Genomic DNA, 16,339 nt, shown 5'->3' on the forward strand with positions numbered 1-16,339 from the left:
TCAATGCAGCCACTGCTTGATCCAGTCATCCATCGGCTTGTAGATGATTTCCATCGCATAGACAGGGTTGGGCACAAGACCAAATTGCGTAGCGGCATACATCCCGACACTGATCACGAGCATGACGATAAACACAATCGTTTCTTTTCGCTGTTTCTTGCGGATCAGCCTGGGCAGCTCGTACAGACTGACGACGATGGAGATGAAGACTACCGTCAATACCGACATGACTCCCCCTCCTGATCACTCATTTTTCCTTGAAAGCGTTGTTGATCGTTCCCAGTCGCCTGATTTTCACTTCTGCCTTGATGTGAACCGGGAGCTTGGCAAATTCCTTGTTCCAGTTTTTTTCGAGTTGTTTCCACACCTTCGGATACTGGCGGTGGATGACATCTCCGAATCCGAAAATGTCCACTTCATGCTGCTTCGCATAAGTGACCGCCCGCATTCCTGTAGCAACCATGCCTTTTTCGGCTTCTTTTTGGATTTCTTCGATCGTCTCCATTTTGGTCAGATCGATTTTGCACTGCACTTCGCCGATGTCATTTTCCAGGTGAATATCGACCATGATTTCCGGCTTGCCATTTTTCAGGATGGCTTTCACCTTGGAGTTCGACTTCATAATTTCCATCGTCAGGCGCCCTCCCCCTTTGCACGGAAGGCTGCCAGCCGTACTTTTGACATTTCCGGTTATGTAGTTGTACGCCTTGCTGTCCTTCTCGTTGAGCCAGCCAATCAGCTTGTCTCCCCGAAAGGCAGCGAGTGTCGTGTACTGCAAAAGCACGTTGGATTCAATCTGCTCCACATTTTCGCGCTGATCCCCTTCCTCCGGCGAGCCTGTCAGCTTTATGCCCGTCAGTACCGCCTGTTTGCCCTTATTCGTCAAGTCCGCAATCAGTTGATCAAGGGTAATCGCGGCGGTTGGCGCCCACGCTTTGGACGACGTCTCCAGGGAAGCGAACAGCTCATTGGCGGGAATCTGCTCCAACGGCGTAATGACCTTCAAGATGTTGTGCGCTGTCGTACCGCGAGCCACAGCAATGTAAAAATCCGTCCGAAACTCGTGATCGCGCGAAACAAAATCAAGCACAGGCGCAATTCCTTCCCGTGCCAGTTCCTCCCCCAAAATCAGCATCCTCGTGTGCGACATATAAATTTTCCGCGGCGATATCGTCGTCATTTTGCGGAGAGCTTCAAATACAGTGGCACCGCTCATCGTAAACAGCGTAACAGGAGCCCTCCCCGGTTTGCCTTTGTTGGCTGCCACTTCAGCCGGGTCCACGACCTGGACAGACACGCTATACCCGGTCTTTACCTTGTCAATTCCGATGCCGACGCAAATCGCCAGATCGTTCAGCTCCTTGCGATTCCAGCAACCGCCCAGCAGGAAGACAAGTGTCAAGCAGAGAAGCACTTTGATGACTTTCATAGAAGTTCACTCCTTGCCTTTTTACCTTAATGCTCTGGCGGCTTCGGCTTCAAATTCGGAGATTGACGGCGCATGTTTCGTTTGGTGATCGACTCTGGGCGTTTGTCCATCATCCAGCGCGGCGCGCGCAAGATCGCATCACGCTGTTCTTTGAAGGAAAACGGGGCGAATGTACTCATGTAGGGTACGCCAAACGAACGCAGGCTGCACAAATGCAGAACCAGCCCAAGCACTCCGACGATAATCCCGTAAATCCCAAAGGAAGCTGCCAAAATCATCAACGGAAACCGGAGAATCCGCACGGGAATCGACATGTTGATCGCGGGAAAAATAAAGCTGGAGATCGCCGTAATCGACACGACGATGACCATCGCTGCCGAGACGATTCCCGCCTCTACCGCCGCCTGTCCGATGACCAGCGTTCCGACAACGGAGATCGCTTGACCGACCGCACGCGGCATGCGGATGCCCGCCTCTCGCAAAATTTCGAACGCGATCTCCATCAACAGCGCCTCTACCAGCGCGGGAAAAGGCACGCCCTCACGCTGCGCGGCCAAGCTGATCAAAAGCTGTGTCGGCAACATCTCCTGATGGAAGGTCGTGATCGCAATATAGAGCGACGGCGCGAGCAAGGCGATAAAAAAACTGACAAAGCGCAACATCCGAATCAACGTACTGAAATCAGCCCGCTGGTAGTAGTCTTCAGCCGAATGAAAAAACTCGACAAACAAAGAAGGGACAGTCAAAACGAACGGAGTCCCATCGACTATGATGGCAACTCTCCCCTCCAGCAAATTCGCCGCGACCACATCGGGACGCTCGGAATTGGAAATCGTGGGAAAAGGAGTGTACGCCGCATCCTGTATCAGTTCCTCGATCATCCCGCTCTCCATCAGGCCGTCCACATCAATCCGATCCAGCCTGTTGCGAACCTCCTCGATTACGCCTTCCTCAACCAGACCTTTGATGTACACGACGGCGATCTCGGTCTTCGTCACTTCCCCGATTCGCCTAGTTTCCACCCACATCTTTTCGCTGGCGATCCTTCTGCGCAAAAGGGTGATGTTCGTCCGCAAACTTTCCGTAAAGCCTTCCCTCGGCCCGCGAATGACCGTTTGCGCTGTAGGCTCGGTCACTCCCCTGTCTTTCCACTCCTGCAAGCCGATGGCCATTGCTTTTTCATAGCCGTCTATGAGGATGATGACACAGCCGGAAAGCATGGCTGTAAACAGCTCGGGAAAATTGTTGACGTCTCCGATATCTCCAACGGTCAGAACCGCATCCTTTAAAAAAGGGACGAGATCTTCCTCTCGTTCCAGCTCTATTTCTTTGAACCGGGTCTTGTAGAGCATACTGTTAATCAAAACGCCCTGTACCATGTGCGAGTCGACCATCCCATCCGTGTAGAGGATCGCAGCACGTACAGGCTCCCGGCTATCCAGCACCAGTTCGCGAATTACAATATCATTGCTGTACCCAAGCGACTCTTTCACAAAATGAACATTCTCATCCAGGCGAGGGCCAATCTGAGCCATCTCATTGCTCCTTACATTGGCAATTATTTATCCAGTTTTTCCACCCGAGTCTGTTACTAAACGAAAACATCAAAAAGAAAAGGCGCCCTCCCCCGTTCAATCGGGAAGAGACGCCTTTTCAGTTGGTTTATCCGGCAGCGGGCTTGTTCGGCTCGTCAAAAGACGGATCGTACCATTCTACCTTGTGGTTTTTCTGGATGTCATTCAGCCAGTTGTTGTAGTTCTCGCTGCGGTTTTTATCGGCCAAAACAGATTTGATCTGATCCCGCACCTTTTCAAATTCCGGCGCTGGCGATCCCATCTGCTGTTTGTTTTCATCGTAATATTGTTTCACTTGCTCATCTGTGACCGGGAATGCCTTGTCGAGCAGCTTGTCGCGGGTCATCAGGACAGACATCTTTTCACGAAGCTTCTTTTCGTCTAGCCCCATTCCCTGAAGATAGCTTTGAAAAGCTTCCTCGGAGCCGACTTGCTGTTTCATCGAGGCGATTTCCTTGTCCATTTCCTCTTTGGTGACCTGGATCTTCTGTGCCTTGGCTTCCTGCGAAATCAAAGATTGAGCGACCATCTCATGTATCATTTGCTTGCCGTACGTGCTTTTCATTTCATCGTACAGCTGGTATTGCGTAATCGAGGTATCACCGGCCTTTACCAGAACCGGATCTTTCTTCGCTTCTCCTGCCTGATAGACACCGAGTACAGCCAGTCCGGTCAGTAAAATGGCAACTGAGAGTATGGAAACATCAAACTTCTTCACGTGGATATCCTCTCTTTCAATGTTCTGCCCATCAAGTATAGCCAGGAGATGCGGTAGAAAAATGGAAAAGCCTTTACACAACTTTTCCACATTTTATATCATCATGTGCCGATTTGGCGATCGTCATTCACGGAAAGTGTCACCTTACATGAAAAACCGTGCAAAAAGAGAGGTGAGAACGGAGGCAAGGACGGGACCTAAAACCGCCCATATTTGTAAAAAGCGCTCTTGCTTTCTGCTTCTGTCTCCTTCGATCATCTGTGCCAAATTTTCTTTGTCCCGATTGTCGTTGTTCAGTAGCTGCATGATGATATCTTTCTCTTTGTTTGCTTTTTCTTCTCTCAATTTCAGCTCCGTCTGTAGCTTCGCGATCGCTTGCAACAAATCTATGCGTACGTCTTCCATGCGTTCTAATCTGTGTTCTATGCGTTCCAACCACTTTGTTGCGACTGTCATTTGTCCCTCAAGCTGGTCGATCCTCTCTTCGAATTTGTCCAGTTTCTGGTAGATGCGCTGCATTTGCAAGTCCATGTCTCTTTGGTTGTCCTGTTGCCCCGGCGTCATAGGTTCCACCTCCTCCGTCCTTTGTAATAATGGTTTATGTTGCGCAGTCAGCCATTGCTTGTACGGTTATCCCTTTCCTCTTCACCCGCAAGCAAAAAAGGCTGTGCACAGCGTTTTTCCAAAAAGCTGGGTTTTCGGCTACAATAGGGGGATGACCGATTGCCATTTGCTTTGGCGAGAAGGAGGAACTTATGAAAGCCTTGCTGGAAGTCAACAACGTAACGGGCGGCTACTCCCCGAGCCGTGCCGTCATCCAAAATATTTCCTTTGATATTCATGCTCACGAAATCGTCGCCTTGATCGGACTGAACGGAGCAGGGAAAAGCACGACGATTAAGCATATTCTGGGTCTTTTGCAGCCGCTGGAAGGCTCTATCCACATTGCAGGCCAAACCTTTCAATCCGATCCCGACCACTATCGGCTCTCTTACGGCTACATCCCGGAATCTCCCATCTATTACGAGGAACTGACACTTTGGGAGCATATCGAGCTGATGGCGATGAGCCACGGTTTGACAAAAGAGCAGCTTGACCAGCGAGCTTCCGTCCTGCTCAAAGAATTTCGCATGGAGGAAATGAAAAACCGTTTTCCGCAGCAGTTCTCCAAAGGGATGCGGCAAAAATTGATGATCATGATGGCGCTTCTCGTCCAGCCGCCTCTGTATATCGTCGACGAACCGATCCTTGGTCTTGATCCGCTCGGGATACGCTCTTTGCTCACCTGGCTGGAGCGCTGCAAGGAGCAAGGGGCAGGCATCCTCATGTCTACACACATCTTGGCGACCGCAGAGAAGTATTGCGATCGTTTTATCCTGCTCCACAAAGGACAAATCAAGGCCCAGGGCACGCTTGCAGAGCTTCGCCAGTTCACAGGTCTGACCAACCATTCGTTGGATGACATCTACTTACATATCGTAGAGGATGAAAAACAGTGAAGATGGATATGGAGCAGCTGTTTCAAAAAAGATTGCACGCCTTTTCCACAGAGTTCATCAAATATGCGCAATACATGGCCAATGGCGGTGTCTTGTTTGTCGCCGTTTTCCTTGCCGGATTGATCTCCATGTACTACCGCAGCATAATCGAACTGATTCCGGCCTGGTTTCCACTCGTCCACGCGCTGGCACTGGTTATGGCCATCGTGGTGACGCGCAGTCCGCACCGCACCTTTTTGCTGGAAGCAGACCTGATTTTCCTCACTCCGCACGAGACGCGGCTCGCTGGCTATTTTCGCCGGGCGCAGGTCTATAACTTTTTCGTCCAAAGCGTGGGACTGTTTGTGCTGGTTCTCTTGCTCTTCCCTATGTACACAAATGCTGCGGGAGCGGACAAAATACAGCTCTGGCTGTACTGGCTGATTCCGTTTTTGCTGAAGGGCTGGAATGTTCACAGCAGCTGGATTTTTTTGCGCCTGCCTGCCGTCCAAGCACAGCGCCTGTTCTTTGCCGCCCGCTTTTTGCTGTCCTATCTGATTCTTGCCTGGATTTTCAGCGCGGGGCAATTTCTCACTTTTGGATATGTGCCTTGCGGAGCCGTCCTTAGCGCCCTTTTGCTTGTCTGGCTCCATCGGCAAATGCGCAAAGTGCAGGCCCAGCATCCGCTCAAATGGTATCGGCTGCTGGCGATGGAAAACGGGTTGCGTCAGCGGTTTTATCAGATCATGAACAACTTCCGGGACGTTCCTGCCTTGCAGCATCAGGTGAAGCCGCGCTTTTGGCTGACCCGCCTGGCGCAGCTTCTGCCTTACAGTCCGGCTCATACGACGCGTCATTTGTACGCCCGGACGTTCATTCGCTCCGGGGATTACGCCGGGATTTACGCCCGCCTCGTCTGCCTGGGCATCATCGTCATTCTCGTCCTGCCGAACCTGTACGCCAAAGCGATTGCTGCCGCTCTCTTGCTGCTGATGACAGCAAGTCAGCTGGGCGGCATCTGGCGACAACAAGGCAAGCGAGCCAGCCACCAGCTTTTCCCTGTTCCGCCTTCCGAGCAAAAGCGCGCATTTGTCTGGCTGCGCTCGACCTTGCTGCTGTTTCAGGGCGTCGTGCACATCGCCGTACTTTTGTGGTAACCAGCACCTTTTCGCTGCCAACAAAAACAGCCCTTCGCTTGGCAAGAAAGCCAGTGCGAAGGGCTGTTTTGTTTCGGGCAAAGCTTACAAGCGGAACGTATCCACTTTTCTGCGCAACTCCTGGATGCTTTCGGTAACGTCCTGAATTTCGACGACAAACTGGTCCACGTTGCCGCTGACGTCATGAATTGTAGCCGACACCTCTTCGGTCGCAGCGGCTGTCTGTTCGGAAATCGCCGTTACGGTCAATACGGATTCGTTCACCTTGTTTTGACCGTGCTTCATGGTTTCAACGCTTGCAATCACATTGGCCAGCGAAGTTTTGAGCGTGTTCGTCATCGTAGACAACTCGGTGATTCCTTTTGCCACCGAATCGAGGCGCTGCGTTCCGGCATTGTAACGGTTCAAAGTTCCGTTCGTTTTTTCGGCTGCCTGCTTCACCTGATCCTGGATGTCCTTGATGCTCTCCTGAATGACCAGCGTTGCCGCTCCTGTCTGCTCAGCCAGTTTGCGCACCTCGTCTGCAACCACGGCAAAGCCGCGACCTGCTTCCCCGGCCCGGGCGCTCTCGATGGCAGCGTTCAGCGCGAGCAAGTTCGTCTGTCCTGCAATTTGCTGGATCGTTTCAATCACGTCATTGATTCGGCGCGATTTTTCCTCCAAAATCATCATCGTGTTTTGGACATCGTGGAACTGGTTGTTCGTTTCCGTTCCGTCAGCCAAAAACTCCTGCAATACTGTGTAGCTGCTCTGTCCGATGTCAGCTACCTGGTTAGAGACAGCATCCATCGCTTCGATCGCGCTGTTCAGCTCGGACAGCTCGCTCAAAAATTCTTGAACCGTTTGCACGGTAGTTTCCATCGCCGTTGCCGTTTGTTCATTGCCAGATGCGATCTCCTGGCTCGTAACCACGATATTTTTATTTTGCTCGCGAACAGAGGAAGCGCCTTCCCGAATGGAAACAGCCATATTGTCGATGCGCTCTGTCGTCTCCTTGACGCCGCCGATAATTTGGCGAAGCTGTGTTGTCATCTCGCTGAAAGCGACAACGATCCGGCCGATTTCATCATTTCGCTTCGTGACGGCGATCTTCGCGTCTGTCAAATCGCCTCCAGCGATCCTCGCCGAAGCTTCCTGTACGATTCCCAGCGGACGCAGCATTCTTTTCACCACGAAGTAGACCGCAATCAAGGCGACTATCGTCACCGCCGCCATGGAAATAATGATGCGCGGCATCGTTTCACTCAGTACAAGCTCGTTGATCAGCTCGACCTTTTCCGCAGCGGTATCGACACCGAGAATAGCCATAACTTGCCCGGACTTGTCCTGGATCGGTGCAAACGCACTCAGATACGAACCGTAAACCGGATCATTGACGATGGGCGTATTGCTCGTTCCGCCTTGAAGCACGGGCGCGATGTCTGCAAAGGTGGTCGAAGTCGTAGGCTGTCCGATCGTGAAGCTATCCTCGACCATGCCGTCCGCCATGATTTTGACCTTCTCTCCATCTGCCTGGAGAATGTATACGTATAGCGCTCCCGTCTTGTCCATGTACTCTTTCAGCGTCTTTTGGATGGACATGTACTCGTCATTTTTCTCGGGCTTTGCCAAGAAACTGGCGAGCTTCTCTGTATCAATGCCTGCCGCTACATGCATCGCGGTTCCAATACTTGAGCGTGAAAGCGTCCGTTCGATCGTGGTTGCGCTGTTTTGATTGATCATGAAGACGTTGACTGCCATCGTCAAAACGACAATCACAGCCACGAGCGCGACCACTCGACTAGCCAAGCTCTTGTTCATCCTTTCTCACTTCCCCTTTTCTCTGTACGATAGATTAATAGATCGATAATTCCCCCACAGAAGTTTCTTCAAACAAAAAACGCCCCAAAGGGCGCTTTTGTACTGAACTCCCTATTTGTCTTATCGACAAAAAGGAGCCTATTTATTAACTGAATATGACCCTAATTTTGCCAAAATCATGAAACGATGGTTAGGAATATCCACATAGCCGATCGGCTCCATTTTCTTTTGCAAAGCAAGCAGCGCTTCCGCGTATTGCTCTACCGCGAAGTCGCGAATCTGCCATTCGATCGCCTTCAAATAGTAGACGATTGCCCCGACGTCGTAGAAACGGGTGAAGCTCATTTCCTCTTTTTGCTGCAAAATGACAAAGCCTGCGTCCTGTAGCTCGGCGGCTGCAAAAGCCAGATTCCAGTGCAAATAATCGGGAGGAATCGGCGCTCCGAGCAAACGGTTCAACTCCAGGTTGTCCTGCCCGCCGACCTGCTGGGTTACGAACGTCCCGGTCGGTTTCAGCAAGCGCGACAGCTCACTCGGCAAATACGATTCATGACGATTGATGATCAGATCAAAAGTGCGATCCGCGAATGGCAGCACATCTTCTCCGTCCGCCTCGACCACCTCGATGCCCAGTGGCGCAAGATTGGCCCGGGCTACTCCTACGTTGGGCTGGTATCCTTCTGTCGCAAACGTTCTCGCCGGATGCGGCTGCAAGGAAGCGAGCAGTTCTCCCCCGCCTGTTCCCATATCGAGCATCGAGTCAATCCCGTTCATCAGCGCTTTGACGATACTCGCATAATTCCAGGTCAGCGGAGCTTCCTGCATTCTCCCTGTCTGGGTGAGCCGCTGAAAATTCCATCCGGCAAATGGCGCTTCTGCCTCTCGCTTGAAAATCTCCCATGCTGTTCTTTGTTCCATGATTGATGTCTCCTCCTGTTTCTGTCGTTTGCCTCGAATTGGCTGGATGACGATGATCCAGGTGGAGAACGACAGCATTCCGAGCGTTGTTATGTCTCGAAAAAGTCAAAAGACATGCCTTCTGCACTCCTTTCACTCACATGTATCCGTCCCGAGACGGAGGGAAAATACTGCCCCAGTACGTTTGGCTGATCAGCGATGCTCTCTATCATGTAAGAATGGAACTGTTCACGGGAGGAATTATTTATGGCAGATTTTGCGGTGCTCGCCGGAACCCACCAAGGCTTGTTTCTCGTTCTGGTCCTCACGACACTCATCCCGGCCCTTATCGCCCATACGCTCGTCTATCAGCCAACCAAACGAGCGCTTGCAAGAAAGACCCGCTTGACTCTGCTGTTTGTCTGGATATCGCTGTCTGTATTCGCCGGACAACTGCTTTTGACCTGGGCGTATTTTCAATCATTCGGTTGGCTTTACATAAAGGACAAAACAATCGGCTTTCTCCCGCTGATCACTGTCCCTGTTATTTGCGTGCTTTTTTTCTCGCTTCCCCGCTTGCTGGACCTGGCTGCAAAGCTGAGCAGATGCAGCAACAAGCCATCTTATATTGTCGATAATCCCGACATGTCTCTGATTGCGCAAGAGGTTGCTTCAGCAGACATGAGTCTTTTGCGGCAAGCAGACCCTTTTTACACTACAGATCATGAGCGGGTGGATGAACATCTCCGAAAAATGATTTCGGCGCCTGAGCTGATCGTTCCCTTGCAGCTTGCCGTTCTGGGCAGTGTCACAGCCTGCTGCCTGCAGCTTACCTTCCCTGCTGTCACGCTGGAGCCATCCACGCTGCTCGTCGCCTGGGTGGTAATGGTGGCTGCCACCTCAGCGCTCTGGATCGTTCAATCATGGCAGCAGCAGCGTTGCTCCCACCCCGGAGAATGGAAGCGCCCTGCGCCGCTTTTTCGTTTTTTGCGGGCAACGGGTGTATTCATGGTCCTGTCCACCGGACTTGTCGCGTTTGGCAGTCAGGCCCTTCAAGCCAGCCTGCTTCCGGAACAGTTCAACATGACCAGTCATACGAACGTCGATACTGGACTAAGCACAAAGCAACTTGCCCACCATTCGCACGCTAGTCATGCGCCGGACAGCGGCACTGCGCCCTCGTCGAATGCCAAAACGGTCAGCGTAGCGGACTTGACCGGGCCGCGTGCGGGCACGGCAGATCGTAAATTCGCATTGACGGCGCAAAAAGCGACGATTCGGCTGCCTTCCGGAAATACGCTGGAAGCTTGGACCTTTAACGGGCAATACCCCGGGCCAGAGCTGCGGCTCAAGCAAGGCGAGCTGGTTGAGATCGTCCTGGAAAACAAAGATATCGCTGATGGCGTCACCATTCACTGGCACGGTCTGAACGTTCCCAACGCCGAAGATGGCGTAGCCGGAGCGACACAGGACGCTGTACTTCCTGGCGAAAAGCACGTCTACCGCTTTCGCGCCGAGCAAGCCGGAACCTTTTGGTACCACTCGCATCAGCAAGCCTCTGTCCAGGTGCGAAAAGGGCTTTTTGGCGCTATGGTGATTGAGCCTGCTGCCAATGCAAATGCATCTCGGTCAGAGCCCGCCATCCGCGATCTTGCCCTCATTCATCACAAACCAAAAGGAGAGGGACCGACGCTGAATGGCGCAGACATGCTTGCCAAGCAAACGGTTGCCCCTGGTACTCCTGTAAGACTTCGTTTCATCAACGCGGAAAACCTGCCCGTCACTTATCAGCTCCTCGGCACTTCTTTTCAAGTGAGCGCCATTGACGGAAACGAAGTCAACGAGCCGAATTTGCTTGCCAACCAAGCGCTGAAGCTTGCTGCCGGAGGGAGATATGACGTCTCCTTTACCATGCCGAATCGCCCCGTCTTGTTCACACAAGCGACCCAAGGCAAAAACCGCGGCAAAGGATTGCTGCTCAGCCCGGACGGAGGCGATGCCTTGCCGAACCTGCAAGCAGACTTGCCGCTGTTCGATCCTGCTCGCTACGGCGCTCCGCTGCCTTTGCCTTTTGATCTCGCCACATCGTACGATCGCGAATACGTTCTGCTGTTTGATGTCGCCTTCGGGATGTACGATGGCCGCATCGACGGTTTGTGGACGATAAACGGCGAGGTGTTTCCCGACACGCCGATGATGCTCGTCCAGGAGGGCGGCCTGGTGAAAATGACTTTCGTCAACCGCAGCTTCATGGATCACCCGATGCATCTTCACGGTCATCACATGCTCGTCCTCACACGCAACGGCAGACCGACTACAGGAAGTCCCTGGTGGACGGACACGCTGAATGTAGCGCCGGGCGAGACGTACGAAGTCGCCTTTCGCGCTGACAATCCCGGCCTTTGGATGGACCATTGCCACAATCAGGATCACGCCGCGCTTGGCATGAGCATGCATCTTTTGTACGAAGGAGTAACCACTCCCTACGAAGCAGGTCGCGCTACCCGCAATCATCCCGAATAATAGAAGAAAAAGCAGCCTGGTCATGTACCGGGCTGCTTTTTCGCTGCTCACGGTTTGCTTCGACGTTTCTTCGCCGCGAGCAGCCTGTTGAGCGTATCATCCGAATCTTGCTGTTCCTCGCGGGACGACGGCTGTTGTCCCGATACCGCTGCTGGTCTGTTTTTCAACGGTTCCTGCACGGTCTTGGCCGTGCCTTTTGCTTGGAAAGCAGTCAAATCACTGTCTTTGCGAATGTGCGCCGGGGCGTCTGAACGCGAACGCTGGGTCGCGGAACGTCTGTCTGACAGCTGCGTCCATACCGTTTGCTGCGGCTGCGACCCGGCTGTTGCAGCCGATGCTGATCGGCGCCACAGGCCCGCGAGTCTTGTCCACCATTGATCGGGCAGTTGCAAGCGGCGCGCCGCAATATCTACTGGCAAAAGCAATGCCGCAAGCATCAACAGCCACTCCCCGATGGATTGCGTGTCCCACTTGGCGGGAAACGGACCGCCGTAGACTTCCTGCGGTTCGCTGATCTGTTTGCCGCCACCTGCGAGCAGCCAGGTGCGCAGCTCTGTTTCTCCATCCCGCGACATTCCGTATTCGGGAGAGTAAGATACGGTCAGTCCTGTCGTTTGACTCGCGAGTACGCGTCCCTGACTCTTTTCGGATATCTGGATCATGTACGTACCGGGGTCTGCCGTCTCGAACTTGCCTTCCATAACCCCTGGGGCAATCGGTTTGAGCTTGATGATCTCCCGCTGCATTTTCTCGTTGAGGACAACCGCCTCCAGCTCTTGCGGCAAGCTTGCCCCGGCAGGCATCGTCACTTTTACACTGCCCGCAGCTCCGTCCAGGCTTGTCCGCGCTTTCCACTTTCCTTCCGCGATTTGCGGGAATGTCCAGGCGACTACCTCATTCCACAGACGGCCAGTGCCACCCCAACTCACCCAGTCAGGCGCCCATTTGCCTTCGAGATCGCTCGTCCAGACAACGGCGCGTCCCAGCCCGTACTGCCAGCGGGTCAAAATCGGGTCGTCATCCATGCTCATCAGTGACGTCTCCGCTGTCTGTTTGGCTGTTGTCGCCACATACGCCCTTAGCGGCGGCAATGCCTGCTGCAAGGTCGGCCACATGCCGGCTCCTGTCACTTCGGGAATTTGCGGCTTTTCGACGATGAATGTCCGGCTGGCCAGTGCCGTCTCCTTGCTGAAAATTTTCGGAATCGATTCGGCGTCATTGGCAAAGTAATAGCGGCCATTGCCCGTTTTCGCGATCATTTCCAAAAGCGTATGATCCGCATCATCTCCCACCGCGACTGTCGACACCGTAATATTTTCGGAGGTCATTTGCTGCAATAGCCCCTGGTAGTCATCCTGCATGCCTGACTGTCCATCCGTCAGCAAGATCACGTGCTTGCGCTGCGTATTCATCTGTTTCACCCGATCGTACGCCAGCTGCAGCGCGGGGTAAATATCTGTTCCGCCATCGGCGCGAATGCGGCCGATTTGCTGGTGAATCTCTTCTTTGTTGGCGACGGTCTGCGGGGCAACCACTTCCCACGGATCACCGTCAAACGCGATGACTCCGATGGAATCTTGCTGATTCATCATGGTCGTAGCCCGAATCGCGGCTTCCTTCGCCAGCTCCATTTTATCGACACCTCTGGCATCTGAGCTCATGCTGCCGGATTTGTCGATCACCAGTTCCAGCCCGAGAGAAGGAAGCTGTTGTTTTCCGCGCAAATCCATATGCACCGGAAGCGCTTCTTCGATCGGCGTCTGGAACCAGCCGCCCATTCCGAAGCTCTCGCTTCCTCCGGTCATAATCAGCCCCAGCCCCAGGTCGCGCACCGCTGTCCTCATGCGCTCCATGTCAGCGTCACTCATTTGGGTAGCGGACACATCGGACAACACGATCGTCGCGTATTGCTTGTAGCCCGCAAGCTCCTTGGGCAAAAGCGCAAGCTCGCGCTGTTCGACCTGCATCCCGCCTGCCCGGAGCGCCTGCACGAGATTTTTCGCCGCGCCCGGATGTCCTTCCAGCACGAGGACGACAGGCGCTCCGGCTACTTGGGTATAAGCCGTTGCCTGATTGTTCGCCTGAACGGTATCCTGGCGAGGCTCGATTTCCACCCGATAGCGGTGAAAGCCTTGCTCCATCGCTTTTTGCGAAAAGACAAAGCGGTTTTTTCCTTTATCGATTTGCACCGTTTGCTGACCAGCTGCTCGGTTGCCTTCGTACAACCGCAGCGTCGCTTCTGTGGCAAGCGAACTCTCCACATCGACTGTGATCGCATACTCTTCTCCGGCGTACAACCTTTGCGGAACTTGCACAGACGAGAGAACGACTTCGTCTCCTTGCGGCTGCTGCAAGGACACAGCCTCTACACTGATGCCGCGTTCTTGCGCCAGCTTCGTTTGCCGGGAAGCATCGCCGTTCGTCGCGATCCCATCGGTGAGCAGCACGACTTTGCCTCTCGTGTTGCTCCCAATCATCGCCGCCGCAAGCCGTATTCCTTCTTCCAGATTCGTCGCGTTGCGGTTCACTTCGACTCCCAGCGGCGCAAGCTCTTCGCGCGATGTCAACGGCTGGTCGACAGCGGCGTCAGCTCCGACGGCAACGACTGCATACTTGTCTTCCGCACGCTTTTGCCCGATAGCGTCTCGCAAAAACGAGAGCACCCGCGGATCGTCCTTCATCGAGGCTGAACGGTCCACGACAAAAACAACCGTCTTGGCTTGAACAGGCGTGAGCAGCTGCGTCCCTGCCAACGCGAAAATGAGCAGCGCGAACAAAACGAAACGAAGGGTGGCAATAACGGTTTTTCTGCTTGCGGGCATCTGCTTTTGCTTTTGCCACCACTGGATCACGAGGTAGGCAGCAGGCAACAAAAGCAGCAAAAGCCACGGCTGTGTAAAGTTAATACCCACGTTGGTACACCCTCCATTCCACAAGCAAAACCAAGAGCACAAGCGCTGCCAGCCAGTACGTCAACTCCCGCGTGCCTGTGCCCGCCCTTTGCTGCTCTGCTTCGCCTTGTCCAGCCTGCGAACTGGCAACACTGAGCGTTTTCGGCGTAATATCCGACTCACTCTCACTCAGGCGCACGGAAAAATACTTGCTCACAGCTCCCGCGTCCAATGTCTCGTCCAGTTTGTACAAGCCGATCTGCTCCGGCACCTGTATCGTCAAGACCGTTCCGTTTGCCTTGATCGCTTGCTGCTGACCATCGGGATACGTCAAGCTTCTCTCCGCTGCCCCCGGCGTGAGCGGAATGCTCAGGCTCTCTCCCGGATGACTGGTGGCGATGGGTGCCGTTTGCGCTGGCGACAGCCAGTTCACAACATTTTGCATGAAAATGGGAAAAGCCGGGCGCAACGGAAAATCAGAATCGTGCAAGTCAAAAGCGAACACGACGATGCGCCTGCCGTCGATCACGCCAGCCTTGACCAAATCCGCGTCACCGGCTCGCACGAGTGTCTTCATCCCGGGCATTTCGCCTAAAACCGCCGCTTTGGCAATATGCACCTCGCGCCAATCCACGTATTTGAGCATCGGATCATCTGCGGAGACGGCTTGCGGTCCCTGCTCCAGCTCCTGCTCGCCTGCAAGCGGCAGCCAATCCGTTTTCCTGTCTGGCGCGATCAGCAAAATATTGCCCTGCGGCAGCTTGTCCGGCACTTCGCCGTCGAACACCCACAAATCGCGCGCCTCGGCATTCGGCCCGGGAGCGTTCTGGACGGTTTCCACCTCCAGGCTGCCAACGGTCTGCATGACCTGATGCAAAAAGCGATTGCCCGCCGGAGTGTACAGCACGGCTTTTCCTTTGCTCGCCGCAAATGGCACGCTCCAGATTTCATTGTCTTGCGGCAAGCCGTCCTGCTCCGGCGCAATGACAGCGCGATAGGCAGTCGAGACAGGCAGCTCTGTGAACGAAAACGTCCCGGAACGTGCTGTCTCGATGGCAAACTGGTTCGTGTCCAGCAGCTTGCCTTTGTCATCAAAAATCGTGACGGTTCCTCGCGACTGGGCGCTGCCATGGTTATCGATGCGCAAAAGGGCTTCGACACCGTTTGGCCCGGCCTGTGTCACAAAGGCGGCAATCGCCGCATTTTCACGCGTTCTCCCCATCTGCATGAAGCGAAAGCTTGCGGACGAGGCGGACAATGACTGGGTCGCCAGCTTTCGCTCCACATTGCCATCCCCGATCCAGATGACGCCGCTTCCCGGTTCATTCGCCGCGATCGCTCCCGCCAGCGACAGCGCAGACAGCGGGTCAGACGTTCCCATGTTGGCTGTCAGCTTTTGCAGCGCCGCTGTCAGCTCGGTTTTGTCGGCGCTTTTGGACACCAGCACATTCGGCTCGCTCCCGGCGGCAATCACGGTCATCGTCTGAGCGCTGCCGAGCTTCTCGACCAGCGCCTTCGCTTCGGAGACGGCCCGTGACAGCCTCGTCTCTTCTCCCTCTTTTGCCAGCATGCTGCCTGATGTATCGACGACAAGCACGGTGTGGTCAGCCGTGATCCCTTCCGTTGGCATGGCTGGTCTGGTCAGTGCCAGAACGAGCAAGCATGCCGCCAGCAGTTGCAGGAACAATAGCAAGTTGCGCCGCAGCTTTTCCCATGGCCGCACCGCTTCCCAGTTTTGCAACGTTCGCTGCCAAAGCAGCGTGCTCGGCACGACGCGATCCTCTACTTTTCTTTTGAGCAGGTAGAGGACGATGATGGCCGGGATGATCAGTGCAAACCAGATGCTGGAAAGTCCCATCCACTGCATGAAGT

Annotated in this window: 12 protein-coding genes; 3 read left to right on the forward strand and 9 right to left on the reverse strand. The window is 54.0% G+C overall.

The window, feature by feature from the left end:
- The 5 genes from M2298_RS13210 to M2298_RS13230 all read right to left on the reverse strand — a co-directional run bounded on the left by M2298_RS13210 (position 1) and on the right by M2298_RS13230 (position 4,252).
- On the reverse strand, positions 1-228 hold the full coding sequence (locus M2298_RS13210) for a hypothetical protein (protein WP_122964308.1): 228 nt from the start codon (positions 226-228) through the stop codon (positions 1-3).
- Positions 229-247: 19 nt separating this feature from the next.
- On the reverse strand, positions 248-1,429 hold the full coding sequence (locus tag M2298_RS13215) for a Ger(x)C family spore germination protein (protein WP_280648606.1): 1,182 nt from the start codon (positions 1,427-1,429) through the stop codon (positions 248-250).
- Between the two features lie 26 nt (positions 1,430-1,455).
- Positions 1,456-2,964: a spore germination protein gene (locus M2298_RS13220; protein WP_173596654.1), complete on the reverse strand. Its 1,509-nt coding sequence runs from the start codon at positions 2,962-2,964 to the stop codon at positions 1,456-1,458.
- 127 nt (positions 2,965-3,091) lie between these two features.
- A complete protein-coding gene (locus M2298_RS13225) occupies positions 3,092-3,721 on the reverse strand; it encodes a SurA N-terminal domain-containing protein (protein WP_122964305.1) in 630 nt (209 codons plus the stop codon).
- A 144-nt stretch (positions 3,722-3,865) separates the two neighbouring features.
- Complete coding sequence (locus M2298_RS13230; RefSeq protein WP_229049749.1) at positions 3,866-4,252, reverse strand: hypothetical protein; 387 nt, start codon at positions 4,250-4,252, stop codon at positions 3,866-3,868.
- 224 nt (positions 4,253-4,476) lie between these two features.
- On the opposite strand from M2298_RS13230, the gene M2298_RS13235 reads away from it, so the two are divergent.
- Positions 4,477-5,220, forward strand: a complete 744-nt coding sequence (locus M2298_RS13235; protein WP_063230827.1) for an ABC transporter ATP-binding protein — start codon at positions 4,477-4,479, stop codon at positions 5,218-5,220.
- A 2-nt stretch (positions 5,221-5,222) separates the two neighbouring features.
- On the forward strand, positions 5,223-6,356 hold the full coding sequence (locus M2298_RS13240; RefSeq protein ID WP_254223320.1) for an ABC transporter permease: 1,134 nt from the start codon (positions 5,223-5,225) through the stop codon (positions 6,354-6,356).
- A gap of 84 nt (positions 6,357-6,440) precedes the next feature.
- Here M2298_RS13240 and M2298_RS13245 read toward each other — a convergent pair whose 3' ends face one another.
- Positions 6,441-8,156 (reverse strand): methyl-accepting chemotaxis protein, encoded by a 1,716-nt coding sequence (locus M2298_RS13245; RefSeq protein WP_122966375.1) that lies wholly within the window; start codon positions 8,154-8,156, stop codon positions 6,441-6,443.
- A gap of 138 nt (positions 8,157-8,294) precedes the next feature.
- Entirely contained in the window at positions 8,295-9,074 is a 780-nt protein-coding gene (locus M2298_RS13250; protein WP_280648607.1) for a class I SAM-dependent methyltransferase, read from the reverse strand.
- A 246-nt stretch (positions 9,075-9,320) separates the two neighbouring features.
- Between M2298_RS13250 and M2298_RS13255 the strand changes: the two genes are divergently transcribed.
- Positions 9,321-11,576: a multicopper oxidase family protein gene (locus tag M2298_RS13255; RefSeq protein ID WP_280648608.1), complete on the forward strand. Its 2,256-nt coding sequence runs from the start codon at positions 9,321-9,323 to the stop codon at positions 11,574-11,576.
- A 47-nt stretch (positions 11,577-11,623) separates the two neighbouring features.
- Here the strand turns inward: M2298_RS13255 and M2298_RS13260 are convergent, their stop codons facing one another.
- Together M2298_RS13260 and M2298_RS13265 are read right to left on the reverse strand one after the other, a co-directional pair.
- Positions 11,624-14,488 carry a VWA domain-containing protein gene (locus M2298_RS13260; RefSeq protein ID WP_280648609.1) on the reverse strand — a complete coding sequence of 955 codons (2,865 nt, stop codon included), beginning with the start codon at positions 14,486-14,488 and terminating at the stop codon, positions 11,624-11,626.
- Positions 14,478-16,334, reverse strand: coding sequence for a vWA domain-containing protein (locus M2298_RS13265; RefSeq protein ID WP_274874382.1), 1,857 nt, complete (start codon positions 16,332-16,334; stop codon positions 14,478-14,480). Before M2298_RS13265 ends, M2298_RS13260 begins: the two co-directional genes overlap by 11 nt.
- Between the last annotated feature and the right edge of the window lie 5 nt (positions 16,335-16,339).

The sequence above is a fragment of the Brevibacillus sp. 1238 genome (assembly GCF_029892995.1).
In the GTDB taxonomy this organism is placed as follows: domain Bacteria; phylum Bacillota; class Bacilli; order Brevibacillales; family Brevibacillaceae; genus Brevibacillus; species Brevibacillus parabrevis.